Origin of the sequence: Pseudoalteromonas sp. APAL1 (assembly GCF_021532475.1) — a bacterium.
GTDB classification, from domain to species: Bacteria; Pseudomonadota; Gammaproteobacteria; order Enterobacterales; family Alteromonadaceae; genus Pseudoalteromonas; species Pseudoalteromonas lipolytica_C.
The window spans coordinates 23,492-48,226 of record NZ_JAKGAW010000020.1 but is presented as its reverse complement, the minus strand read 5'-3'; the positions used below and the strand labels follow the sequence as shown (position 1 = coordinate 48,226).

Genomic DNA, 24,735 nt, shown 5'->3' with positions numbered 1-24,735 from the left:
ACATGTTCTACTTGTTTACATAATCGAAAATAAAAACGAAAAAGGAACGAACATGAAAGCATTAAAATTGCTTTTTGCGCTAGTCATTGGCGCAGCTGTTTGCATGCCAAGTTTTGCTAATCAAGGTTATCAAACTCCATCGCCAGCGCTAGCTGCTGTGGTTGACGCAAAGCTTGCGCCGAGTAGTTATTTATCAAATGATGGTCAGTGGCTGGCGTTATTTGATAGAAAACGCATTGATACACTACAAGACTTGGCTAAAGAAGAGTTAAAACTTGCGGGTATTAAGCTTAACCCTGCTAATTTTTCGCGCTCACGAGTGCGTAATAAGTTTACATCTTTAGTGCTTAAGCATGTTGAAACCGGCTCTGAAATTGTTGTATCGGGTTTGCCAAATGGCATTTTACGCTCACCAAGTTGGTCAAGTGACAGTCAGTACTTAGCGTTTGTGGTTGAGCAAGCATCGAGTGCTAATTTATGGGTTTATAATGTTAGTACTAAACAAGCCCGTCAGTTAAGTGACACCTCGCTTAATTCGGTTTTAACCAGCACACCTTATACTTGGCTACCAGATAGCAGCGCCATTGTTGCTAATGCAGCGGTTAATATTGGTAAAGCTCGCTTAACAAACGATAGCACGCAAGTGATGCCTGTTATTCAACAAAGTAGTGGTGAGAAAGCACCAGCGAGAACTTATCAAAACTTATTAACCAGCCCATTTGATGAAGCCCTATTTAAGTTTTACGCACAAAGCCAATTAACTTATATTCCGCTCAGTGGTCAGGGCCAACCGATTGGTCAACCTGGGTTAATTAAAGCGTTTTCGGTGTCGCCTGATTCAACCAACATTTTGGTTGGTATGATTGATGAGCCTTTTTCATATCAAGTACCTTTCAGTCGTTTTGCTGCTACATGGCAAATTTGGGGGATGCGTGGTTATACTTTAGCTGAGCTCGCAAAACAGCCTTTAGCTGATAACATTCCACAAGGCTATGACAGTGTTAGAACCGGTCGCCGTGATTTTCAATGGCGAGCAGATCAAGGGGCTGAGGTTATTTGGGCTGAGGCCCAAGACGGCGGCGATATGAAAAACGACGTGCCTTATCACGATCATCTTTATAGTTTAAAAGCCCCTTTTAAACGCGATGCTAAGTTATTTGCCAAAGTTGAACGCCGTTTTGACTCAATTGCTTGGGGCAATGGCAATGTAGCCTTATTATCTGAGTGGCGCTTTAGCGACCGACAAAAACGAGTTTTTGTTATTCAACCGCGTAATGCAGATAAAAACCGCGTGCTATTTTCTGAGCGTAGCTATAACGATGCCTACAAAGATCCCGGCTATCCAATTTATGAAAAGAATGACTTAGGTGCTGATGTATTAAAAGTGGTTGGCGGTCGTTACCTTTTCTTACGCGGTAACGGTGCATCTGAACAAGGCAATATTCCGTTTTTAGACCGCTATGATGTAAAAACGAATACCACAACACGCGTTTGGCAGTCAGAAGCGCCATACTATGAGCGTGTGCGTGCAATGCTTGATGACGAAGGCGAACGTTTAATTACCATTCGTGAATCTAAAACTGAGCAGCCTAACTTCTTTATTCGCGACTTAGACGATAAAACCCTCACTCAACTTACGACCTTTGAGCACCCTTACCCAGAATTTAAAGGAGTGACTAAAGAATTAATTCGATACAAACGTGACGATGGCGTTGAGCTAAGTGGTACGCTTTATTTGCCGCCGGGTTATGATTCAACACAAGGCCCGTTACCAGTTCTAATGTGGGCTTATCCACTTGAATATAAAGATAAAGCTGTTGCGTCACAAATGCGCGAATCGCCGTATGAATTTACCTATATCGGTTATTGGGGACCAATGCCTTATCTTGCAAAAGGTATTGCTGTATTTGACGACCCGAAAATGCCAATTGTGGGTGTTGACGGTAAAGAGCCAAACGACTTATTCCGTAAACAGCTGGTGGCAAGTGCTAAAGCTGCGGTAGATGTACTTGTAGAAAAAGGTGTGGCAGATAAAGACAAAATTGCCATTGCCGGTCACTCTTATGGTGCCTTTATGGTGGCGAATTTATTAGCGCACAGCGATTTATTTAAAACCGGTATTGCCCGCAGTGGTGCTTACAACCGCACCCTAACGCCATTTGGTTTCCAAGGTGAAGAGCGTGATTTTTGGCAAGCGCAAGATGTGTACGCGGCTATGTCACCGTTTTTCCACGCTGAGAAAATCAATGAGCCTATGCTGATGATCCACGGTCAAGAAGATCCAAACTCGGGTACTTTCCCAATGCAAAGTGAACGTATGTACGCTGCATTAAAAGGCTTAGGTAAAGAAGCTCGCTTAGTGATGTTACCTTATGAGGCGCATGGCTATCGCGCTCGTAAGAGCTTGCTGCATGTACTTTGGGAACAAGAGCAGTGGTTAGATAAATACTTATTAAGTGACGAAAAACCCGAAGAGCCAGTTGCCGCTGAAGGTGTCACTCAGTAATTAGTTTAATACTTAAATTAAAATCCCCGCTTTTAAGTGGGGATTTTTGTATTGGCTACTTGCTTATAATAAAGCCTCTTAAGATTTAGCGGAAACTATCTTTTGAATGTGTATTTATAACCCTGTTAGCAATCGCGTGTTTGTTTGCTTATTTAAGTGAATGTGATTTAATCGCTTTCTCTTTTTAAGTAATAATCATGTGATTGCATTTATGCTCGATTTAGCAGTACTCGCGGTTTTTATTCCGACCTTTTTCTTTGTTTCTATTACACCTGGTATGTGTATGACGCTCGCTATGACGTTGGGGATGAGTGTGGGCGTTAGACGTACGCTTTGGATGATGGTAGGCGAGGTGTTAGGCGTTGCCACGGTAGCCATTGCTGCGGTGATAGGGGTTGCCAGTATTATGCTTAATTACCCTGAGTTATTTGCCTTTTTAAAATACTTAGGTGGTGCGTACTTAATTTACCTAGGGGTTAATATGTGGCGCGCTAAAACCAGCTTTAAACCTAACGATGATACACTGCAACAAATTGGTCGTGGGCAATTATTTTCGCAGGGTTATATCACTGCCATTGCAAACCCAAAAGGGTGGGCATTTATGATTTCTCTATTGCCTCCGTTTATTAATGTTGATTTAGCGGTTGCCCCTCAGCTTGCGGTATTAGTGAGCATTATTATGCTGAGCGAATTTATCTGTATGTTGATTTACGCAACAGGCGGAAAGAGCTTAAGGCTGTTTTTAGATAAAGGCGATAATGTGAAGTGGTTAAACCGTATTGCTGGCGCGCTAATGATGTGTGTGGGCGTTTGGCTGGCGCTGGGTTAACGCTAATTTGGATAATACCCATCCGCATATGGGTATTATCCTTGATGAGAGTTAATCAACTAATTCAACTTGCTTTGATACATGGTTAAAGCACAGTCTTAATGTATCAATGGCGGTTTTTGTTTTTGCCGCTAAGCTGTCTCTCGCTGGAGTCACTGCATAAACAGTGTAATTTGGCATTGCCCATTCGGGTGCAATTTCAACCAGCTCTTTCGATTTTAATAAATGCCTTACTTCTGGCTCTGGTAATACGCCATAGCCAACACCATCACACACTAATTTAATTAAGCTTTGCATATTATTTACGGTGATCTTTGCTTTTGGTAATGGCTTGCTTGCCAGCGTTAATGGGTTAAACGCGTTGCTGTCGGCATTGCTGTGTGCAATACGGGCAAAGTTACCAAGGTCATCCCAACTGGCTTTATCGAGTTTGCTAATTGCATGGTCTTTATGGGCACATAACTTTAACGGCCAAGTTGCTAATTTACGAGCAACGAGGTTAGAGTCAGTTAATGGGCCAATCGCAATCGCTAGGTCAGCGCCGCATTTGATCATATCAATTGGCTCATCAGTTAAAATTAACTGAATACGTAAATCATCAAACTCGTTAATTAAGCGATCTAGTGGTTCGCTTAGCAATCCACCACCAAAACCTACAGGCGCAACTAATTTGAGCTCACCACTTGGCTTATTTTGTAGATTTTGTAACTGCGTACTGGCTTGATCTGCCAGTGCTAGCATTTTTAAACAGCTTTGATAATACAGGTGGCCAGCTTCGGTCAAAGTGAGTTCGCGAGGGCTGCGGTTAAATAGGCTCAATCCGATTTCTTGTTCTAATTGCTTAATGTGTTGACTGACAGCCGATGTGGTCATCGATAACTCTGCCGCTGCACTGCTCATATTGCCCGTTTCAACAGTGCGAGAAAATACACGCAATGTTTTGATCAGCTTGGAATTCATGGTTCAGGCCTTCTTAATTCAGTTTTAAGAAATCGTAAATTGTGAAAATCGGGACTTCTCATTAGTATGCAAACGCTAATTATTATCATTTATAAACAAAAAGTCACGGAGTATCATTATGACGAGGGTTGTTTCTTCTGTTTTACCACTCACCGCTGCTGTGTTAGCAGGTCTTTCCCATTTTGCATACGCTGATGACAAAAAACAAGACATGGAGGTCATCGTTGTATCGGCTTCCGGTTACGAGCAAATGCTAAAAGAGGCGCCAGCCAGTATCAGCGTTATTGATCGTGAACAACTTGAAAAGCGTTTTTATCGTGATCTAACCGATGCGATGACTGACGTACCCGGTGTGGTTGTTACAGGTGGTGGCGACAGAAAAGATATCAGCCTTCGCGGTATGGCAAGTCAATATACTTTGATTTTAATTGATGGTCAGCGTCAAACCTCACGTGAAACACGACCAAATAGTGATGGCCCAGGTGTAGAAGGGGCATGGACTCCGCCTATTTCAGCGATTGATCGAATTGAAGTTATTCGTGGCCCTATGTCGTCGTTATATGGCTCAGATGCCATTGGTGGGGTTATCAATATTATAACCCGTAAAACACCAGAAAAGTGGTACGGCGAACTACGTTTAGATAGCACCATTCAAGAATCAAGTGAATCGGGTGATATTAATCAAGGTAGTTTCTTTACTGCGGGTGGCTTAATTCCTGAGTTATTAGGTATGCAGTTATCGGGTCAGTTCTCAAAGCGTGATGAAGACGATTTCGAAGCCGGTTTTCGTGGCAAAGAGCAAAGCAATATCAAAGCGAAGTTTATCTTAACGCCTTCTGATAACCACGAAATCATGCTGGAAGTAGGCTCTGCAAAACAAAAACTTGACGAAACATTAGGCAAAACAGTTGCTCCTTTAGCTGAAGGTGAAAGCTGTGGCCGAAATGGCTGCCCAAAGTCATCAACCACAGAGTACGACCAAGAAACGTATTCACTAAGCCATAACGGTTTTTATGATTTTGGCTCATCACGCAGTTACTTAAAGTACGATAAATTCGATAATACCTCTCGTGAAATGTACGTCGAAAATACGGATGCGCAAACAAGTTGGACTTTACCGTTTACCAGTCATAATGCAGCATTTGGTGCGTCATATTTAAAAGAAGAGCTGGACGATTACACCAGTAACCGCATTAGTGACTTAACGCATGTTGAGAACGAGCAATGGTCAGTATTTGCAGAAGATGAATGGGCTGCAACCAAGCAGTTTAAACTCACTACCGGTCTTCGTTATGACCATGATGGTAATTTTTCAGGCCATTTCAGCCCGCGTTTATATGGTGTGTATACAGCAACTAAGTCGTTGACGGTGAAAGGTGGTATCTCTACAGGCTTTAGAGCGCCGAATATTCGTCAATCTACCGCGGCCTGGGGGCAAGTGAGCCGAGGTGGTAATATTTACGGTAACCCAGATTTAAGCCCTGAAAAATCAGTAAACTACGAAATGGGTATCTACTATGATGCCAGCCGTGATTTATCGCTTTCAAGCACCGTATTTTACAACGAGTTTGAAGATAAAATTACCCGTATTTCGTGCCCACTCACTCAGTGTACTGATGGACCAAACCAGTTTGGTTCGATGCCAACGACCTATGTCAATGTAGATGAGGCCGTCACACAAGGCTTTGAGTTATCAGTATCTTACGACATTACCAGTGAGCTTGATGTAAGTGCCAACTACACTTACACCGATTCTGAGCAAAAAACCGGTGAATACAAAGGCAGCCCACTTAATCAATTACCTAAGCATATTTTACAAACTTCAGTTAATTGGCGCCCGGTTGATAAATTAGGCACCTGGTTGCGTGTACATTACCGTGGTGAAGAAAGCCAGCCGACAACAGGCCCATCTCAAAGTAGCCTAATTGCGCCAGATTACACCTTGGCTGATATTGGCGGTAACTACGATTTAAGCCGCAGCATTAAGTTAGGATTTGGTGTTTATAATCTGTTTGATAAAGAAATCACCGAAGCTGAATACGGCTATGTTGAAGATGGTCGCCGTTATTGGCTATCTGTAGGGGTTGATTTTTAAGCTCATTCATTAGTAAAAGCAAAGCCAACGAGTTATGTTGGCTTTGTTAATATGATTGGCTTTAATTTTAAAAATAACAATAAATCGAGTGACGCTACTTTTGGGTTGTTTTTTTAATGGTTGTATAACACTATAGTTATAGTTCGCTTTTTTAATAGTTCTACTACATTGGGTTAGTCATCAACTGACAGACAACAATGATAACAACTATAAAGGCGATATATGCAAAAAGTAACACAATTATGTAAACGAAAATCAGCGTCGTTTACTCCGCTCGCAGTGCTCTGTGCTGCTATTTTCTCACAGCCAAGTTTTGCAGGGAGTTGGCAGCAAAATGTCAGCATCGGCGGTTTTAATAATGTTCATATTTACACTCCTGATACGCAATCAAGCATAGGCAATGGCCATTCTTTGATGCTGGTACTGCATGGCTGCGTACAACCCATTAATAACTACTTAACTGCGAATCTTGAAGATGCAGCCGAAGCCCATGGCATGGTAATAGCCGTTCCTGATGCTATGAATAAAGCAGGCTATAGCTGCTGGTCATATTGGCAAGGAGCAATCAATCGCAGCTCTGGCGATTATAAAAATCTGATTAATTTAGCCAATACATTAAGTGGTGATGCGGCGCGAAATATTGACCCTAAACAAGTGTACATTGCAGGTTTATCATCTGGGGCGGCAATGGCTGCGCAAACGGCTTGTGTAGCGCCTGATGTATTTGCCGGGGTTGCACCAAGCGCCGGGCCGACCATCGGCACAAGTTCAAGTGGGGCAATTTCGACTTGTGAAACAGTTTCTGAAAACACCTTTGTATCCCGCTGTGAAAGCTATGCTGGTAGTTATAAAGATCATTTTGCCACCCAAATAGCGGCAATAGGTCACGGCACTGCCGATACCACAGTCAATACCTGTTATAACCAGCAAAACGCAGATGGCTTTGCTGCGCTTTATGGGGTGAATCAACTTTCAGGCACGACGACAATAAGTGATGATGCAACGCGTACCGCTGAGCTGTCACTTTGGCAAGACAATCGGGTTGCTATGCTGTGGTTTAATAATTTGGATCACTCGTGGTCGGGCGGGCAAGGTGCGTCTGGCGATTATGTTGCGGCAAACAGCATTAATTTTGCAACCTATCTCGGTGAGTACTTTGCGGCTAATAATAAACGAGTTGATCGTAATGCAGGCCCTGAAATTAGTAATTTAACTGCCACAGACAATAATAACCAGCTCACCATTACTGGCAGTGCAATCGACCCAGAAGGCAGTGTAACGAATGTTGATATTAACGTGTATAGCCTAGCCGGTGGCGCGGCAAGCTTAATTGAGTCACTGAACGTGCAAGTCGATGCGAATAATACCTTTAGCGGGGTGACAAGTGCACTCAGTGATGGTCTTTATGAAGTGCGTGTAAGTGCCACAGATAACGAAGCGAAACAAGGTGATGAAGCTAATCTTACGGTACGTGTAGGGCCAGAACCTGCGGCTACAGCACCGGTACTGAGTGATACTGCGGCAAGTGTAAACGGGCAGTGCGCTACAGTAACGGGCACGGTGATTGATGATAATCAAAACTTAAGTAGCGTTGTGGTAAGTTTTAGCAATGGTGATGTGACGGCTACAGTAAATGGGCTTGAGTACTTTGCTGAGCAATGCAATTTGGCTGGTGGCAATAATACCGCAGTGATCACCGCGAGCGATGATACTTTGCTGACATCAACAGATAGCATTAGTTTTGTCATCGATGCTGGCGTGACAGGCGATTACAATCTTCATATCAACGAAGGCCATATTAGCTGGGGCGAAGGTTATTCTGCCTGTTATTTAGCGTTTGGAACCGCTGCATTTACTATGCGCGAGTATTCAGCGGGTACCAATCAATGTCAGTGGATTGCTGATGATGACTCAAGTTGTGCAGGGCCATTACAGGCATGCAGAACTACCACCGAACCGACTAATGACGCAGACAACGACGGTGTGCTCGACGGCGCAGATAATTGCCCGAATGTAGCGAATGCTGATCAAGCCGATAACGATAATGACGGGGTTGGTAATGTGTGTGACAGCACTCCAGATGGTGAAACGAGTGACTCCGACAGCGATGGTGTCAGTGATAGCCTAGATAACTGTCCGCTGGTGGCCAATAGTGATCAGATAGATAGTGATGCAGATGGTGTGGGTGATGCGTGTGACTCAACACCGAATGGTGATTACCAATGCAGCGAAACCACTTCAAGCAACTATGCACATGTGCAAGCAAACCGCGCAACCACCAATGGCTCTTACGCCTATGCGGTGGGCTCAGGTGATAACCTAGGTCTTTATAACACTTTTTATACCAGTACTTTAGCGCAAACTAGTGCTGGGTATTATGAATTAGGCAATTGCCCTAATTAATAGATGTGTGTCGCCCAGCCGGGCGACACTTTTTTCTAAGCAGGGTTTAGAACTTATAGGTCAGAGTTAGGCTACCGTTTGTTGGCGCGCCATAATAACCCACGGTTTGTAAGCTATTAATGTACTGCTCATCAGTAATATTATTAACGTTTGCCTGTACTGCAACTTGGTCATTAATATTCCAACGCGCGAAGGCGTTTAGCAGGGCGTAACTATCTTGCTTAACATTGTAATCAGTGCTTTCGATTTTAGATTGCCAACGACCATTTAAACCAACAACCACTGCATCTGTTAACGTATAATCTACTGTTACACCGACAACATCGCGAGGTGCCCATTTATTAGTGTCATCACCATTTTCATCAGTTACATCAATATGTGTATAAGATGCGACGATATTCATAGCGTCGGTGATTTTACCTGTGACTTCAAATTCATAGCCTTCTGACTCAATAGACACGCCTTCATAGTAATAAATACCATCTTCAGTGAGGCCCGCATATTGCGCAAAGTTATCTTGCTCTGCAGTAAAATAAGCAAATGTTGTCATTAAGGCATCATCAAACCAAGAAGCCTTAACACCGGTTTCAAAGTTAGTGCCTTTGGTAGGTGCTAAATATTGGCCGTTGTAATCAGCTTGCTCTTGAGGCTGATAAATATCTGAGTAACTAGCATATAAGTTTAAATCGTCGTTTAACTTATAGGTAAAACCGATATATGGGCTTGTTTCGCTTTCGTCATTATCGATTGATGCACCGGCATTCATACCTGAGCGTTCAAATTCAATAGCGTTAAAACCAACCACGGTAAATAATTCATCAGTAATATTTAACTGAGCCGAGCCAAAGTAACGGGTTAGCTTTTGTTCAATATCTGAATAAAGAACCGGTGTTAACCAATCAGGTTCTGGGATCGCATCTAAATCATATGGAAATGCAGGGGTTGGTCCATAAGCCGGTGTATTTGCAAAATCAAATGGGTGTTGATACATCACATCATCACTTTTTGCATGGCTTACTCCAAAGCTTGCTTGGTGCTCTTTACCAAACAATTCAAAGGCACCAAATGCTTTTACTTCAAATAAATCTGCATCCACTTCGCTATCATAACGACCCGGCCAACCACTTAGGCCAAGATTGGTGTCTTTATCAATGCTGCCGCTGGCATAAAATAGTTTGTCTTGCTCTTCAAAACCACGTAAGTTGTAGCTCGCTTGAAGCTGCCACGCGTTTGCAAAAATATAGTTGTATTCAACAAATGCTGAAGTGTTAATGGTGTCCCACATTGTCCACTCTTGTGTGGTTGTGTCGCTGACATCCCATTTAGCTTGCGTACCATCGGTGTAGTTATAAACAAGGCCGCCCCAAGTATTGCCATCGGTATCAGCGTCTTGATATGAGTAACCCATAGTAACCGTTGAGTTATCAGTAAGCTGACCATCTACCACCGCAGAGAAAAACTCGCGATTGTTCTCAAGGCCATCTAGGTATGATTCTTTATCTTCTGCGGCAGCCACAAAACGAGCAGCCCAACTACCTGATTCGGTTAATAATAATGAGTAGTCAGCTTGTAAACGTTTAAAATCCCATGAGCCAACAGAGACACCGATTTCGCCGCCGTTTTCGTTTTTAGGGCGTTTGCGTACATAGTTAAGGGTACCCGATGCATTACCTACACCAGTGAGTAAGCCATTGGCACCACGAATAACTTCAATTTTTTCGTAGCCGTATGCTTCCATTGCGCCGGTAACGATCCCCCAGTCATTTGGTAAGCCAACCCCATCGATTTGTGTATTCTTAATTTCAAAACCACGCGATGTATAGTTGGTACGGTTAGTTTCCCACTCTTCAACATTGATACCTGGGGCTAAGCGTAAAGCATCATTAATGTTAAAAGCGGAATAATTTTTTAGCTGCTCAGCAGAGATCACACTGATAGATTGCGGCGTTTCATCAATTTCTAGCGCTAAACCTGTCGCTCCTTCACTAATACGGTTTTGACGTATGCCAACAATTTCGATTTTTTCGAGCTTTGCCTCTACGTCAGCTGTTTGCTCTGCAAAACTGATTTGAGGGAACAGTGCACAAAGAATAGCGGTTGCAACAGGCAACTGAGTGAATTTCATTTTTATCTCCGCGTGTTATTTAGCTGGTTTTTAGGGTTTTTGTGTTTGATAAGGAAACAATTTGCGGGTAAGTTATCACAAATGATAATAACTATCATCACCATTTATCGCAAATGGTGATATGTTAATACAAATAAGTTTAAAAAATTAGTTTTTGAAATGCTCTTGAGGTGCTTATATTAATTCGGCTAATTAAGAGAAGTGTTTTTAGGTAATAAAACCTGAGTGATATTAGGCAAAAATTTGTTGCTTAGTTGTTCTCAGAAATTGAACCTCGATTGCTTTAGCTGGGACGCCTATAAAGCTATAAATAAGCTAATTTTAAAGCTAGTAGTGAAAGGTGTTATTTTTAAAAATAATTAAGCTTTAATGCCAATTAATGAAATTCAAATGAAGTAAACACAAAAAAGGCGCCAGTTGGCGCCTTAAATTCGGGGTATTTTACTTTCTTCGCAGAGAATACGTATCATGACCTATTAGCGTTACAGTTTGGGCAAGACTTACCTCTTCAATATCCATTACAACCACACGCTCTCTAGAGTGAAGGACTTCTGAATCAAGAGATTGCTCTTCTTGAAGCATATAGAAGTGATTACCAATCTGGCCACCACTATGATCGATATTAGCTTCGTGAAGACTGTATTCTTTGTAGCCTGCAACAGTCTCTAGCGTTCCAGATGTACCAGAACCAGGTAAAATAGCAAGGTACGAAACACGCTCAGCAAAGTGTCCTTCATTCAAGCTTTCTTGCTCGTAAAATGCTGCATCAAATCCAGTGCTCGTTAGGTTAGCAGCGCGCGTATAAACGGTATGGCTTCCATTGAAAGTCTGTACTTGTAAAAACAAATATGGCTGTTTTGCAAATGAGTCTTTGAACTCAACAGCTTTATATTCTCTCGTGCCACTTAACATAAAGCTGCCAACCTCAACAATAGTGCCATCATTCATAGTGTAACGGCCTTCATCCATTGCTAGAAAGTCAAACGACTCAACATCTTTATGCGCATCTTTGATGTATTGCCATTTTTGAAATGAGACAGCATAGCTATTGTCGCTTACATTGGTTAATCTTAGCGCTCCACCATTAGGATCATTATTAGTAGGCGCCGATGTGAAGATAGCCGGTGCTGTAAAATATTGGTCAGCAAAGTCGAATGACTTCCATTTGGCACCCAGTTGGTCCATCACTTTTTCTGAATAATAAGCGATACCTTCGTTCTCGATTAAACAAGGCGCTTGGGTGTAACATTCCGTCGTATTTTGCGTATTAGTCGTTAAATCATTGATACGTAAAGGCAAACTTGCAACAAAACATGATTTACCCGTGTATGGGCTTAATTTATAAAGTTTTGATTCGTTTTTGTCACCATGGTCATTGATAACTGAGCGACTGATGATAATGTCACCTTTTTGACTCAGTGTTGCACCACCAACATTTACTAAGTTGTGTTCAGCAAGCTTTGTGTATTGATAATTGCTTTGATCAACACTGTAAACCGATGTCGCAGTGATCAGGAAAAGTTCGCCATTTTTGATAACTAAATCAGCTCGGCTTAAGCCTTCAACATCACTAAAGTCTGCAAGCTCAGTTGTACTACCTGTATTTTTATCAATTTTTAGTAGCTTAGAATAACTAACTGCAATTAATGAGTCAGTTTGAGGATCATAGGTTAAACCAATAACAGAACTCGTTCTGCCAACAGAAACATGCTCACCTGTAGCATGGTCTAAATACGCTAAACGACTATATTTAAACTTTTCGCCTTGGATTGGCAACTGTGATGATTGCTCTTCACTAATATTAAGGTGAGAGGTATCAACTTTGTACTCTAGTGGAATAGGTGATGAAACATAATAAGTTCGGTTTGTTGTTTCATCATAAGCAATAGCCGATGAACTAAATTTAGCGATTGAATCGGCTTTAGCTGTTTTATTTTGTTCGTCTAGGCTAAACATAATGCCAAGTTCGCCTCGGCCTGAATTCATCGCAAACAACTCGCCCTGACAGCTATTTGCAGTTGCATTGCTTGCTGTCATAACACCAGCAACAACAAGGGTCGATAATAACAAGTTATTTTTCTTAGACATTCGTATATTCCACTAGTTAGTACATTAGGATACAAAGCAAAAAGGTGAGCCTTGTATTAATAATGAGCATTATAGTGAGAACAGTAACTTTACGAATGCCGAGAAAAGCTGTTTTTAAGTCTTGAAATTAATCCTTTACTATTAAAAACAGGCTCTTTTAGAGTCAATCAATCACATTTCTGACTTTTCTGATCCTGCTCCGATGAGTGAGACATTGAGCTGCCAACAGAAGCCGTGATAACCAATAAAATCGCTAACCACTGCCATACACTAAGCAACTCAGCTAAAATAATAAATCCAGCAAGTGCAGCAATAGCAGGTTCTAGGCTCATCATGATGCTAAAGCCTTGTGCTGGCATATTACGCAGCGCAACCATCTCTAAAGTGTATGGCAGCGCACTTGACATGATGGCGACTAAAATACCAAGCGGCAGAACTTCCCAGCTCAAGAGTGCTGCGCCTTGTGAAGCTGCGCCATAAGGCACAAGTACAATCGCGGCAACGCTCATCCCCATAGCAACCGTCATCCCGCCAGAGCCTTGGTTACCTGTTTTTTTGCCGAACAAAATATAAAACGCCCAACAGGCACCAGCCGCAAGGGCTAGAATCACACCGACGGGGTCGAGGCTGTCTTCGCCTTTCATATCAGGTAATAATAAAATAATGCCTGCAATAGCACAGGCTACCCAGAATAAATCGCGCTTTTTACGTGACGAAAGTAAAGCAACTGCAAGGGGACCGGTAAACTCAAGCGCAACACCTATTCCTAAAGGGATACGCTCAATTGCGTAATAAAATAGAATGTTCATACCACCTAAGCTCAGACCATAGATGATAATCGGCATGCGTTGACCCATTGGCGGAAGCGCGCGCCAAGGTTTAAACACAAGGCACAAAATGGCAGCTGAAAAACCCAAGCGTAGGGCAGTGGTTCCCTCAGGGCCTATTACAGGAAATAATTGCTTTGCAACAGAGGCTCCCGATTGAATGGTAACCATTGCAAGAAGTACGCAAATAACAGCAACAAAAAACGGTGGGATGGTGCGTTGCATCACTGTCCTTATGAATTATTAAGAGCTTAAGTTTGCGGCGATTTTACTGATGTTTTGTGGGATAAGAAATGTTTTTCGTTAAATGGACATGGATTATCGATAAAGCTGTTGTGTGCGTAACGGAACACGTCAAGTTGCGGAAAATGTAGTCTAAATTAGATTGGATTATGCTGCCTTTAAGTTAATTAAAGCCAGCATAATTTATCTTTTAATTAGCTCAATTTAAAACGATTTATCTGCTTGTTTAAATTATTTGCCAAGCTTGCCAGTTTACTCGATGAATCCGATATGCTTTGCGTTTGTTGCTGTGATTTTCGGCTGGTGTCTTGTACTTCGTTTAAGCGTTGGGCTATTTCTTCGGTCACTTGAGATTGCTGCTCAGATGCAGAAGCAATGGTCATATTAGCATCCGAAATAGCTTTTGCTTGCACGCTAATTTCATCTAGCATATGGCCCACTTTTTCTGAATTTACCACCGCCTCTTTTATTTGCGTATCACTTGCGCGGATCCTTTGCGTCACAGCATTGGTTGCCGTTTGTAACGAGTTAATTTTATCTTGGATCTCAAGAGTGGAGCTTTGCGTACGACTAGCCAAAGTTCTTACTTCGTCAGCAACAACTGCAAACCCTCGCCCTTGTTCACCGGCTCTTGCAGCTTCGATTGCGGCATTAAGTGCCAGTAAATTAGTTTGTTCAGCAATGTTACTTATAACACTTAAAATAGCGGTTACTTCATTCACTGAGACTTCTAGTTGGTTAAGGTCTGTTAGTGATTTGGTTAAGGTATCGGCCACTGACTCAACAGAGCTCACTCCTTGTTGTACAACTTGCAAACCCTCTTTGGTTTTTTGATTGGCAGAGGTCGCACTGTTTGCTGCTTCTGCACAGTTTTGTGAAACTTCTTTAACGGCTGTTGAGTTTTCATAGACAGAGCTTGAAATCACTTCAATTGCTTGGCTTTGCATATCATTCAACGTTTTGGCCTGTCGTGAAATTTCATCGAGGCTTTTTGCTGCTATTTGGGCCTGCTCTGAATGATCATGAATTTCTTTAAGAAGCTGGGAAAGCTTATCAACCATAACGTTAAAGGTGCTCGCAAGCTGACCTATTTCGTCATCAGCTTTATGGTCAATATAACAAGATAAATCACCTTCAGATATACGCTTAGCTTCATCAATTAAGGCATGGGTTGCTTTAATCACTTTTTTCTCTAATTGCCAGTAACACACTATCAAGGTAGCTATAATGGTCAGCACTAAAACGGTGCTAGTTAAACTTAAGGTGACCACACGGTCATGATTACTTTTTACTTCTGCGGCACTTTTTTTCTCAATTGAACTTAAAAATGCTTTCACGGGTTGCTGAATTTTCTCAACTTCTGCCATGTAAGCCGCGTTGGTTAAAAGCTCGATAGCTTGCACCCATCTTTTATGTTCGCTTACGGTTAAGTTATTTGTATCACGACCAAGCAAATCACTGACTAGGCTAAATGCTTTTTCTTCTGTTTCGACTAGTTTGAGTGATAAGTCGTTGGATTTTTGCAAGAGAGCTAAATCATCAGCAGCCACATTAAAAGCTCTTAAGCGCTGTACATAACTTTTCTTTTCGCCATTAAGCCAAGCAGCTTTTCCTTGAATTTGATCAACAAGATTTTGGTATTCCACTTTATAGCGAGGGTCTAAGGTTACAACATGTTGACGAGCAAGTTCTGTAAGGTGAATCGAATTTGAAGATGAAAACTTAGCAAGGTGGCTTAGCTCATAACGCTGTTGCGCCGACTCCATACTTTCTTCTTGTCCTGATTGTAGAAATAAAATTATGAGGAGTAGGCCGGTTGCAAGGGTAATGGTAGCCGCAAAAACCGCTCTTAATAAAAATCGTATAGACAAGGCTAATTCTCACAAATTAAATAATGCATGATTTAAACATAGTGCAATAACCTTCAACCGCAAAAAATATTGTTACAAATGATTATTTATTAAAAAGGTTAATTTAAGGAAAGTTAAAAGTCTTAATTATTAATAAAATGGTATGAGTTTTGCTGTGTCTAGCCTTTTTGCCAAGGAAGACAAAATGTTGACGATCAATTCGCCACGACTACGAACGCCAAATTTACTGCAAAATACGCAATCTATCACCTCAACCTATGAGAAGTTAGCTTCTGGAAAGCGTATAAACTCTGCTAAAGATGACGCTGCAGGCCTACAAATAAGCCATAGATTAACAACGCAAATAGCAGTAAAGCAGCAAACGCTTAGAAATTTACAAGATGGGATCAGCTATGGGCAAGTGGCAGATGCTGGCTTATCCGAGCTAACAGACTCGCTTCAACGCATGCGAACTTTAGCCCTTCAAGCCGCAAATGGCTCAAATACAGATATCGATAGGGAAGCGTTAAATGAAGAGTTTTCACAGTTACGAGATCATATAAACAGCGTTGTAGCCAATACAGAAATTTTTGGTAAAAAACCATTAATGTCTAAGCCTGAGCAAGAGACGAATTTAGATAATGTACCTGTATTGAATGAGGTGTTTTCTAATAATGTTCAGCAAGGAATGAGATCAGGGGATGTTTCTTTAGGCCTAATACCTGCAGGTTCAACGAACGTTAGAATTCAAATAAATGATAATGGTGCGAATGATGATTTAAATCTATTTACCCAAACTGGCGAGCATTTAGTGGGGCAAGATTTATCGTCTGTGCAATCTAGAATTGAAGCAAATCTATTTACTCCAGCAAATGGTTACCAAGGAACAGAAACATATAGCAATGGCAATTTATTTACGGGGGGAGGTTTTAATTTCCCAGCTGTAAATAGTCAAACAATTAACGGAATGAACTTTACCTACTCGGGGAATGGTAACCCAAGCTCAGGAAGTTCAAATGAAGAAATATTCATTGATAATGTAACCGAGCCGCTGCTTCTGACTGTGATTGGCTCGGGGATGTTTCGAATTACTGCCAGTTGGGATTCTTTGGGGAGTTTAAATTCATCATCTGCTGAATCAAGTGATGGTCCAATGATGGTAACATCAACAGACCAAGCGGTCGGCGAAGATGGTTATATTATATTTGAAGATATCGATGCCAGTGCTGGCTCTTTAACGATTGACGGCATTACTATAAGCAGCGAAGACTTGGCTCAAAATGCAATTGCCAGAATCGACACTGCATTGTCGCGTATCGGTGGGTTTAGAGCTGAAATCGGTGCAAAAATGAACGCCATTGAGTCAACTATGCGCAATCAATCTAATCAATCGTCGATGCTAAGCTCAGCAAATCAGCGAATTGAAGATACTGATTTTGCAAAAGTAATGGCAGAAAAAGTATCTCTAGATATTGTTCAGAAAGCGAGTGTTAGTGTTGCTATGCAAGCAAGAGATATTACTAAGAATGGAATTTTGAGTTTGTTAGGGCAACTAGAATAGTTGCCCTTAAACGCTATTAGCTTTTATCTGCAGGATACACAACACCAAGCTGACTTCGCGCTTCATCAAGCACTGCCATGACTTGCTTTGAAAGTGTATGGGTATTAACTGATGACTCAATTTGTCCTGCATTGGCCGCTTGAATAAAGTGGCTTACTTCATGGCGCATAAAGTGTTCATCAAATGGCTCAGAGAGTTCTTCGACCGTGCCATCGTTACCAATATATTGCATACGCTTTAATAAAGAGATAGCTTCGATACGGATACGGCCTTTTTCACCTTGAATTTCAGTAAAATTATCGCCTTGTGAGATTTTAGAGTAGCTTATTACTGCTTGTTTATCGGCATAATTTAATAATACATCGCCGGCGCCATCAACACCGGTTTCAAGTAACACACCACTGGCTTTTACACTCTGAGGCGCGCCCCATAAAGCGAGTAAAATATACAGCGGATAAATACCTAAATCGACTAATGCGCCGTTAGCAAACTCCGGTAAAAAGGTATTTGGGCGCTCACCATTTTTATACTTATCGTAACGTGATGAGTACTGACTATATTGACCAATATATTTGCGAGGTACGCCAATTTTAGTAAGAGCATTTTTTAAGCGCGCAAAGTTTGGTAAATGCGTGGTCATCATCGCTTCCATGTATAAGCGTTGATTTTCTTTAGCTGCTTCGATAATCAGCTCAAGCTCTACGCTGTTTGCTGCCGAAGGCTTTTCACCTAAAACGTGTTTACCCGCTTTTAAACACATAACAGCATAGTCTTTGTGTAAGCTATTTGGTGCCGCAATGTAGACGGCATCGACCAGAGGGTCTTGGCATACTTGTTCAATATTGGTAAACACTTTAGCGTCTGTCATGTCGTGCTTTGCAAGGAAAGACTCACCTGTTTGCTGCTCTCGAGAGCAAACGCCATACAAGGAGAATTGTTCAATTTGTTTGGCTGCGCTCAAAAGCGTGTCGCTTATAAAATTGGTACCTACAATCACAAAGTTCATGGTTACTCCTCGTTGTTTTGTGCAAGCCATGCTTGCCAATCCTGTTCAAATTTTTCCATCTGTTTGTGCTTTTTGCTTAACAAATGTTTGTCTTCGTCTTCTTGTGCCATATAAGGGCCAACGCGACATAATGCACAGTGCTTATCACCTAAATAAGCGGGTAAAGTCAGCTTAGCTGTAATGTTGTTGTCAGTTTTTTCGCTAAATACATAGGTAATGCCACTGGTGTCTTTTACATGTTTATCACGGTCAACATTGCGAATTTTATAGCCTGGGAATAAATTAATATCGAATGGCATTTGGCCTAAATAATGGCAGTTTAGCCCCTGATTTAAGCTGCCTTCAATATTCCATTCGCGATACGGTTTTACATCTTTAGAGGTGATGTAACAAAGCATCGGGCCGTTTTTATCTAATGCAAATTGGCTTGCGTAGTCTAGATAGCGATGCAACAAGGCACGGTTTAAAACATTCATACCACCTTGTTGGGTATTTGCTTTAAATGCTGCCTCACCTTTAAATGCGGGTATAAGTGGAAATTGAAAAATAACTACATCGAAACGTGCATCGACTAAGTGCAGCCACGAGTCTGGCTTTGTTACATCAAATTCAGTGAGTGTAGTTACATTTAGTTGTTGCAATGCACTTAGTGCATTGTCGGCATATTTTTGCTCAATAGTGTTTGCATCATCATAAGTCGAAGCAACAAGCTTGGTTGGTTTTATATGACGAGCTATGGCGTGCGAAAATGACAAATCACCATCGCCTACCGTCAAAATGCGCCAACTTGGGTCTAAAAACATGTCGTTATTTGCCTTGTTCTGGCGCTGTTTCAACTGCAGTTTTTGGGCAAAGCGCTAAACGAGTTTTTAGCCCTTCAATGGCAATTTGTTTAAAGATCAAGTTAAAGCTAATCAAAACGGCAATAACGATATGGATAGGACCGTGCGTAAACCCTGCGTCGGTGTCAAAGAGCATTAAACCGAAAAGCAAAAACATGGTGGCTAAAAATATCTCAATCAACTGATTAGAATATATCTTTAAAGTACCTTGGTTTTTGTGATCTTTTTTAATGTGGATAGCACAAAAAAAGGGGATCACTTTAATTTTAAAGTGAGCGCCTTTTTCAACGTAATTTTCGCCGAGTAGGTCTAGTTTGGCGCGCAATTGATCTATCATAGCAAGTCCTTAAGAAACTGAGCCGCGGATGTTACCGCAAACCGGGCTAAAGGGCTACTCAGGATAGATGCTGATGCCAATTACAAAGATGTGACAAACAAAAACGACTGAGGTTAAAACAAATCGCATTTTCTGGTAATCAACATGGTAATTTTGCCACTGCGGTGAAGTTTTCTCGAATAATAATACAAGCCAAAAACTTGCTGCTAACCAACCTAAAGCCCATGGTGTTGGTAAAAAGCTTAAAAAGCCAATAGGTAAAATAGGAATAATCGCTTTGATTGCATCTGCATGGCTTTGCTGGCCTGCATGCCATAAGTTACCAGCCATAAAGGCCAAAATAGCAATACTGTAAAAGGTGAAAAATTCTAAATTAACTGCGCTACTGCCTGCGATAAGTGGCCAACCAACGCAGCCTAAAAACGGTAATAAACCCAAGTAACCAAGTTGAATGTGATTAATAAACTTTTCCATAATGACCTTAAAGCCGCCTAACTGGTATAAAATTACTCGTAGTTATTTTATACCAGTTAGGCGGCTAAAACGATCGCTTTATTATTGGCGTAATTCACGACGTAAAATTTTGCCTACCGTTGATTTTGGTAATTGCTCCATAAAAACGATTGACTTAGGTACTTTATAAGCACTTAGGTTTTCGCGGCAATAATCAGTCACTTGTTGCTCATCAACCTGCTCTTTCAAGGTTATGTAGGCACAGACACGCTCGCCGGTTTTTTCATCTTTTGCACCAATAACGGCCGCTTCGCAGATAGCCGGGTGCTGGCAAAGTACGTTTTCAACTTCGTTAGGGTACACGTTAAAGCCAGAGACAATAATCATGTCTTTTAAACGGTCTACAATTTTATAATTACCACTTGGTAGCTTCAGACCCACATCACCGGTTTTGAAAAAACCTCGTTTCATGCATTTATCGGTTTCATCTTGGCGTTGCCAGTAACCCATCATCACCTGTGGGCCTTTAACAACTATCTCGCCAGACTCACCGTCAGCAACAGGTTCATCATTTTCATCCCAAATCTCAACTGTGGTGTTTGATAATGGGCGGCCAATACTGCCAATCTCTTCTTTTTTAAAGTCGTTTAACGTCGCAACTGGCGAGGTTTCTGATAAGCCATAGCCTTCTGTGATTGTGCAACCTGTGGTGCTCATCCATGCATCAGCAGCTGCGTGTGTTAGAGCTGCGCCCCCAGAGACTGTCATTTTTAGGTTTGAAAAATTCAGGGCTTTAAAACCAGGATGCATACACAAGCCAATAAATAAGGTGTTAATGCCTGAAAAGTAATTAATTTCAAATGGTTCAATTTGCTTTACTAAGACATCTAAATCACGAGGATTTGGGATAAGTACATTAAATTGCCCCATTGCGAATAGGCCAACCATATTCACCGTAAAGGCGTAAATATGATAAAGCGGAAGCGGACAAATACCCGTTTCTTGGCCAGGGGTTAAAATTTCGTCAAAGCGTTCATTCATTTGCTCGGCATTAGCTAAGATATTGCCATGACTAAGCATTGCAGCTTTAGCAACTCCTGTTGTTCCCCCCGTATATTGCAAAACGGCAATATCATCACGGCTTGCTTGGTGTGGTTTAAGTGGAGCGAGTTTTTCCCCTCGGTGAATGAGTTCAGGTAATGATAATTGGCCCGGTTGCAGTGAAGGTTCACCCACTGCTGAAGTAACAATCACTTTTTCTATGGAGGTTTGACTAATGATAGTGGCTAGTTTATCGGTGAGTGCGTCCAGTATTACGATGGCATTTACGCCTGCGTCATTGAACTGATGAAGCATTTCACGAGCAGTGTAAAGCGGATTGGTATTAACAACGATTAATCCGGCACGAAATGCAGCATAAGTAACAACAGGGTAGTCAACTATATTAGGCAATTGGATCGCGATTCGGTCGCCAACCTTAAGGTTACTTTGCTGTTGAAACCACTGAGCTAAGTAACGAGATTGCTGTTCGATTTGTGAATAAGTAAGTGTTTTACCCGCACTATTATAGGCTGGGAGTTCTGCATAGGTTTGACATGTTTGGTCTATCAATTGCGTGAGGTTATCATGTGTGTTCATGGTTGTTCCTTAGCGTGTTGTTCTTATTAGTTGTTGTTTGATGAGGCGATCCATTACAGAGTCCATAACCCAATTAGGTAAATAATGGCTCATGACATAAGTTAGTTTAGATTGTAAGCCAAGGATCACCATTCGTTTTTGTTTATCTAAGCTTTTTACTATTTGCTTAGCTGTGTCTGCAGCACTTTCTGAGGCGTTATGTGCTTTGTTGAAACACATCAAGCTGAGTTTAATTTTGTTTGGCTTAAACGTTTGGCGTAGTTCCTTTGCAAGTATCAATACACTTTGTTCTGGTGAAACTTGAGCTTTATTTGTAACAGGAACCATTAATGCAAGGTGGCTATTCATCGCCAGTTCTGGGCTTATAACTGTGGCAATGTTTCGTAGTGCAAGAGCGTGATCACAGTTGGTTATTTCATCCGAACGGTCACAAAAAATTGCCAATTCAGGTTTACCAATAGCGGCAATTGCATTATTTACTTGGATTTGTAACCCTTCAATATCGCAGATATGGGTGGCAAAAAATTCTATATATTGATTGCTGTGTGCAAGGCTACACAAGGTTTGCTTTGTTATATCGCTAAATTGCTTGTCGAATAACGCAACATCATCACCACGACGAATATATTGCTTTGCTAATTCGAACCCAATACCACTATTACTACCGGTAATAAACACTCTTCTTAACATTACACGACCACTGATTAGCGAAACTAGCTAGTCAATATATATAAATTGTTAACCAATTAATTAACTTTATACGACCTGTTTTTAGCTTTTTGCGCCATTATAATCAATGTGACTTACGATAGTCTTTTGGTGGCATGCCATACCAGCGTTTGAATGCTCGGGTAAATTCGCTGTAATTAGAAAAGCTTAAGATATCTGAAATGTTTGATAAGCTTAGGCTTGATTCAGTTAAATATTGGTGAGCTAAATTGCAACGAACCTCATCAACGAGTTCGCGAAATGTTGTGTCATACTGGGCTAAATGTCGCTGTAGACTTCGCGCACTCATTGACAACTTTTCAGCGATTAAATTAACACCAAATTGTTCATGAAGTAGATATTGTTTTATAAGCACTTCAACATGTTCACAAATATTTTCGCGTTTAGACTCGTTCGGGTGTCCAAGTTGTTGACTAAGAATAGAAAACAACTGCTTATCTGAGTTCTTAATGGCCAACTTTAGGTATTTTTTCTCAAACACTAATGCGGTATGAGCACAGTTAAATACTGGTATTTGACCAAGGGCTTGGCGGTATACACTGGTGTTTGCATCACAGCTGTGAGGCAGTTCTAAGCGGTGAAGTTTTATTTGGTCATCGGTTAATTGTTTTAAAAGATTAACCCCAACACTCAGAGCTAGGTCTGCTCCGTGATATACACCGACTTTTAAACTACTGCGCACTAAAAAAGACAGTTTTACAAAGTCTTGGCCACTTTCGAGCAACAGATCAGCACTATTTTGATGAATATGATAGTACTTGGTTAAGTTTTTTAACGCCATTTCAAGAGTCTCGCAGTTACCCATCAAATAACCAACCGAACCTAAGATGTTGAGACTTTGCCAGCGACCTAGCTCTAGGCCGAAATAGGGCAGATTTAATTCTTTCGCTGTGATTTCTAGTAACTCAATGAGCTGCTGATATTGCACAAAATTATTGGGCTCAATGAGTTGTTTTCTGTCTAAGCCTACGCGCTCTAATAGTGCATCTGGGTTTACTAATTTACTTTCAATCAGTTCGACATAGCCATGTAAAGCAGATGCTCTAATTAGGTCGGGTGTGTGTGTTTTGCGAGGCATAGTTTGCTCTTTTTTAGTGCGCTGGCGTAAAAAGTAAAAAATTTTGCGTAAAAAGTAAAGTAATAAAGGTCATTAAAGTTTAACAATGTATTAACCAAATGGCCTGCTAAATGCAATTGAGGCTTTAACGTGCTTAGAGGAACACACAATGAACTACTCAAAAGTTTTTATAAGTGGTGGTAATGGCTTTATTGGCCGCACGCTGGCGCGCTACTTTAAAGCGAATGGAGTCGATGTATGCGGCGTTGATTTAACGCCCTGTAAAGAATTCAATATTGTTGCAGGTAACTTGAATGAGCCTGCTGGCTGGCGTTCATTATTGAATGACTGTGATTTGGTTATTCATACTGCGGCAATTGTTTCAAATGCGTTTAGTTACAAGCAAACATGGCAGGCGAATGTAGGCTGGACAAAAAACTTACTTGATGCAGCGGTCGCAGCAAACACAGTAAGGCGTTTTATTCATATTTCGTCGACTGCCATTTATGGCAGTAATTGGCAAACAGATATTAAAGAAGATGCGCCTTTGTTACCTGATGGGCGAGCCTATAACGACTCAAAAATGATGAGTGAACATTTAGCGCTAAGCTATCACGCCAGTAAAAAACTCAATGTAACAATAATTCGTCCTGGCGATGTTTATGGCCCTGGTTCAAAGCCTTGGATAGCTTACCCATTGCAAGAAATCGCCAAAGGCACGTTTATGGTGCCACAGGGCATGTTCGGCCCTGTTTATATTGATGATTTAGTGAGAGGCATTTATCAAAGTGCCATGAGCGAGGGGGCAAATGGTGAGATTTTTAATCTATCAGGCCCAGAGCAAGTAACTAATCAAACTTATTTTAATTATTTAGCGCAAGCACAAGGGAAAAAGCACGTCACAGTTGTGAACTTGTCCTTAGTGCTAAAACTAACGGGCTTTATAGAGTGGTGTTATCACCTTTTTGGTAAAACCACCGATATCAATCCATCAACTATGCGCATGCTAAGCCGAAAAAGTGCGGCATATAGTAGTGAAAAAGCGCACCGTGTTTTTGGCTATCAACCTGAATTTACCTTACAGCAAGGTATGCAACATGCGTTGCAGTGGGCGTATGAGCAAGGGCTTTGTAAAGAAGAGCCACGCACTAATACCGTAGAAGCAAATTAAAGACAACTAGTTAAC

The 24,735-nt window shown here is 41.4% G+C and carries 18 protein-coding genes; 6 read left to right on the top strand and 12 right to left on the bottom strand.

Translation table 11 applies throughout. The features are described 5' to 3' along the window. The first annotated feature begins 52 nt into the window (after positions 1 to 52). Both L1264_RS11535 and L1264_RS11530 read left to right on the top strand, forming a co-directional pair. Positions 53 to 2,506 carry a S9 family peptidase gene (locus L1264_RS11535; protein WP_199527815.1) on the top strand — a complete coding sequence of 818 codons (2,454 nt, stop codon included), beginning with the start codon at positions 53 to 55 and terminating at the stop codon, positions 2,504 to 2,506. A 211-nt stretch (positions 2,507 to 2,717) separates the two neighbouring features. Next, positions 2,718 to 3,335, top strand: coding sequence for a LysE family translocator (locus L1264_RS11530; protein WP_199527824.1), 618 nt, complete (start codon positions 2,718 to 2,720; stop codon positions 3,333 to 3,335). A 51-nt stretch (positions 3,336 to 3,386) separates the two neighbouring features. On the opposite strand, the gene L1264_RS11525 is transcribed toward L1264_RS11530, so the two are convergent. Then, positions 3,387 to 4,295 carry a LysR family transcriptional regulator gene (locus L1264_RS11525; protein WP_199527814.1) on the bottom strand — a complete coding sequence of 303 codons (909 nt, stop codon included), beginning with the start codon at positions 4,293 to 4,295 and terminating at the stop codon, positions 3,387 to 3,389. Positions 4,296 to 4,413: 118 nt separating this feature from the next. On the opposite strand from L1264_RS11525, the gene L1264_RS11520 reads away from it, so the two are divergent. Both L1264_RS11520 and L1264_RS11515 read left to right on the top strand, forming a co-directional pair. Further along, on the top strand, positions 4,414 to 6,390 hold the full coding sequence (locus L1264_RS11520; protein ID WP_199527813.1) for a ligand-gated channel protein: 1,977 nt from the start codon (positions 4,414 to 4,416) through the stop codon (positions 6,388 to 6,390). Between the two features lie 222 nt (positions 6,391 to 6,612). Beyond that, positions 6,613 to 8,793, top strand: a complete 2,181-nt coding sequence (locus L1264_RS11515) for an extracellular catalytic domain type 1 short-chain-length polyhydroxyalkanoate depolymerase (protein WP_199527812.1) — start codon at positions 6,613 to 6,615, stop codon at positions 8,791 to 8,793. Positions 8,794 to 8,839: 46 nt separating this feature from the next. Here L1264_RS11515 and L1264_RS11510 read toward each other — a convergent pair whose 3' ends face one another. From L1264_RS11510 to L1264_RS11495, 4 genes are all read right to left on the bottom strand, one after another. Further along, positions 8,840 to 10,918, bottom strand: coding sequence for a TonB-dependent siderophore receptor (locus L1264_RS11510; protein ID WP_199527811.1), 2,079 nt, complete (start codon positions 10,916 to 10,918; stop codon positions 8,840 to 8,842). A gap of 441 nt (positions 10,919 to 11,359) precedes the next feature. Further along, the gene (locus tag L1264_RS11505) at positions 11,360 to 13,006 is read right to left on the bottom strand and encodes a hypothetical protein (protein ID WP_199527810.1); all 1,647 of its coding nucleotides are present in this window, start codon (positions 13,004 to 13,006) and stop codon (positions 11,360 to 11,362) included. A 167-nt stretch (positions 13,007 to 13,173) separates the two neighbouring features. Further along, positions 13,174 to 14,058, bottom strand: coding sequence for an EamA family transporter (locus tag L1264_RS11500; RefSeq protein WP_138557788.1), 885 nt, complete (start codon positions 14,056 to 14,058; stop codon positions 13,174 to 13,176). Between the two features lie 212 nt (positions 14,059 to 14,270). Continuing rightward, positions 14,271 to 15,842, bottom strand: coding sequence for a methyl-accepting chemotaxis protein (locus L1264_RS11495; protein WP_138557787.1), 1,572 nt, complete (start codon positions 15,840 to 15,842; stop codon positions 14,271 to 14,273). Between the two features lie 289 nt (positions 15,843 to 16,131). Here L1264_RS11495 and L1264_RS11490 point away from each other — a divergent pair, with 289 nt between their 5' ends. Further along, a complete protein-coding gene (locus L1264_RS11490) occupies positions 16,132 to 17,487 on the top strand; it encodes a flagellin N-terminal helical domain-containing protein (RefSeq protein WP_199527809.1) in 1,356 nt (451 codons plus the stop codon). 16 nt (positions 17,488 to 17,503) lie between these two features. On the opposite strand, the gene L1264_RS11485 is transcribed toward L1264_RS11490, so the two are convergent. From L1264_RS11485 to L1264_RS11455, 7 genes are all read right to left on the bottom strand, one after another. Further along, positions 17,504 to 18,493, bottom strand: a complete 990-nt coding sequence (locus L1264_RS11485) for a Gfo/Idh/MocA family protein (RefSeq protein WP_199527808.1) — start codon at positions 18,491 to 18,493, stop codon at positions 17,504 to 17,506. A gap of 2 nt (positions 18,494 to 18,495) precedes the next feature. Continuing rightward, positions 18,496 to 19,296, bottom strand: coding sequence for a class I SAM-dependent methyltransferase (locus tag L1264_RS11480; RefSeq protein WP_199527807.1), 801 nt, complete (start codon positions 19,294 to 19,296; stop codon positions 18,496 to 18,498). A gap of 4 nt (positions 19,297 to 19,300) precedes the next feature. Next, positions 19,301 to 19,672 (bottom strand): hypothetical protein, encoded by a 372-nt coding sequence (locus tag L1264_RS11475; protein ID WP_135926903.1) that lies wholly within the window; start codon positions 19,670 to 19,672, stop codon positions 19,301 to 19,303. A 54-nt stretch (positions 19,673 to 19,726) separates the two neighbouring features. Next, complete coding sequence (locus L1264_RS11470) at positions 19,727 to 20,146, bottom strand: DUF3429 domain-containing protein (protein ID WP_199527806.1); 420 nt, start codon at positions 20,144 to 20,146, stop codon at positions 19,727 to 19,729. An 81-nt stretch (positions 20,147 to 20,227) separates the two neighbouring features. Next, positions 20,228 to 21,763 (bottom strand): AMP-binding protein, encoded by a 1,536-nt coding sequence (locus L1264_RS11465; RefSeq protein WP_199527805.1) that lies wholly within the window; start codon positions 21,761 to 21,763, stop codon positions 20,228 to 20,230. Positions 21,764 to 21,772: 9 nt separating this feature from the next. After that, positions 21,773 to 22,453, bottom strand: a complete 681-nt coding sequence (locus tag L1264_RS11460; protein ID WP_199527804.1) for a hypothetical protein — start codon at positions 22,451 to 22,453, stop codon at positions 21,773 to 21,775. 103 nt (positions 22,454 to 22,556) lie between these two features. After that, the gene (locus L1264_RS11455) at positions 22,557 to 23,570 is read right to left on the bottom strand and encodes an AraC family transcriptional regulator (protein ID WP_135926907.1); all 1,014 of its coding nucleotides are present in this window, start codon (positions 23,568 to 23,570) and stop codon (positions 22,557 to 22,559) included. 148 nt (positions 23,571 to 23,718) lie between these two features. Here L1264_RS11455 and L1264_RS11450 point away from each other — a divergent pair, with 148 nt between their 5' ends. Further along, on the top strand, positions 23,719 to 24,720 hold the full coding sequence (locus L1264_RS11450; protein ID WP_138557780.1) for an NAD-dependent epimerase/dehydratase family protein: 1,002 nt from the start codon (positions 23,719 to 23,721) through the stop codon (positions 24,718 to 24,720). Positions 24,721 to 24,735: the final 15 nt, after the last annotated feature.

Excerpts from the sequence above, each read along its gene's own strand:
- L1264_RS11505 (WP_199527810.1), bottom strand. The coding sequence starts at position 13,006 with ATGTCTAAGAAAAATAACTTGTTATTATCGACCCTTGTTGTTGCTGGT.
- L1264_RS11535 (WP_199527815.1), top strand. The coding sequence starts at position 53 with ATGAAAGCATTAAAATTGCTTTTTGCGCTAGTCATTGGCGCAGCTGTT.
- L1264_RS11500 (WP_138557788.1), bottom strand. The coding sequence starts at position 14,058 with ATGCAACGCACCATCCCACCGTTTTTTGTTGCTGTTATTTGCGTACTT.
- L1264_RS11475 (WP_135926903.1), bottom strand. The coding sequence starts at position 19,672 with ATGATAGATCAATTGCGCGCCAAACTAGACCTACTCGGCGAAAATTAC.
- L1264_RS11525 (WP_199527814.1), bottom strand. The coding sequence starts at position 4,295 with ATGAATTCCAAGCTGATCAAAACATTGCGTGTATTTTCTCGCACTGTT.
- L1264_RS11450 (WP_138557780.1), top strand. The coding sequence starts at position 23,719 with ATGAACTACTCAAAAGTTTTTATAAGTGGTGGTAATGGCTTTATTGGC.
- L1264_RS11520 (WP_199527813.1), top strand. The coding sequence starts at position 4,414 with ATGACGAGGGTTGTTTCTTCTGTTTTACCACTCACCGCTGCTGTGTTA.
- L1264_RS11495 (WP_138557787.1), bottom strand. The coding sequence starts at position 15,842 with ATGGAGTCGGCGCAACAGCGTTATGAGCTAAGCCACCTTGCTAAGTTT.
- L1264_RS11510 (WP_199527811.1), bottom strand. The coding sequence starts at position 10,918 with ATGAAATTCACTCAGTTGCCTGTTGCAACCGCTATTCTTTGTGCACTG.
- L1264_RS11460 (WP_199527804.1), bottom strand. The coding sequence starts at position 22,453 with ATGTTAAGAAGAGTGTTTATTACCGGTAGTAATAGTGGTATTGGGTTC.
- L1264_RS11485 (WP_199527808.1), bottom strand. The coding sequence starts at position 18,493 with ATGAACTTTGTGATTGTAGGTACCAATTTTATAAGCGACACGCTTTTG.
- L1264_RS11455 (WP_135926907.1), bottom strand. The coding sequence starts at position 23,570 with ATGCCTCGCAAAACACACACACCCGACCTAATTAGAGCATCTGCTTTA.
- L1264_RS11480 (WP_199527807.1), bottom strand. The coding sequence starts at position 19,296 with ATGTTTTTAGACCCAAGTTGGCGCATTTTGACGGTAGGCGATGGTGAT.
- L1264_RS11470 (WP_199527806.1), bottom strand. The coding sequence starts at position 20,146 with ATGGAAAAGTTTATTAATCACATTCAACTTGGTTACTTGGGTTTATTA.
- L1264_RS11515 (WP_199527812.1), top strand. The coding sequence starts at position 6,613 with ATGCAAAAAGTAACACAATTATGTAAACGAAAATCAGCGTCGTTTACT.
- L1264_RS11530 (WP_199527824.1), top strand. The coding sequence starts at position 2,718 with ATGCTCGATTTAGCAGTACTCGCGGTTTTTATTCCGACCTTTTTCTTT.
- L1264_RS11465 (WP_199527805.1), bottom strand. The coding sequence starts at position 21,763 with ATGAACACACATGATAACCTCACGCAATTGATAGACCAAACATGTCAA.
- L1264_RS11490 (WP_199527809.1), top strand. The coding sequence starts at position 16,132 with ATGTTGACGATCAATTCGCCACGACTACGAACGCCAAATTTACTGCAA.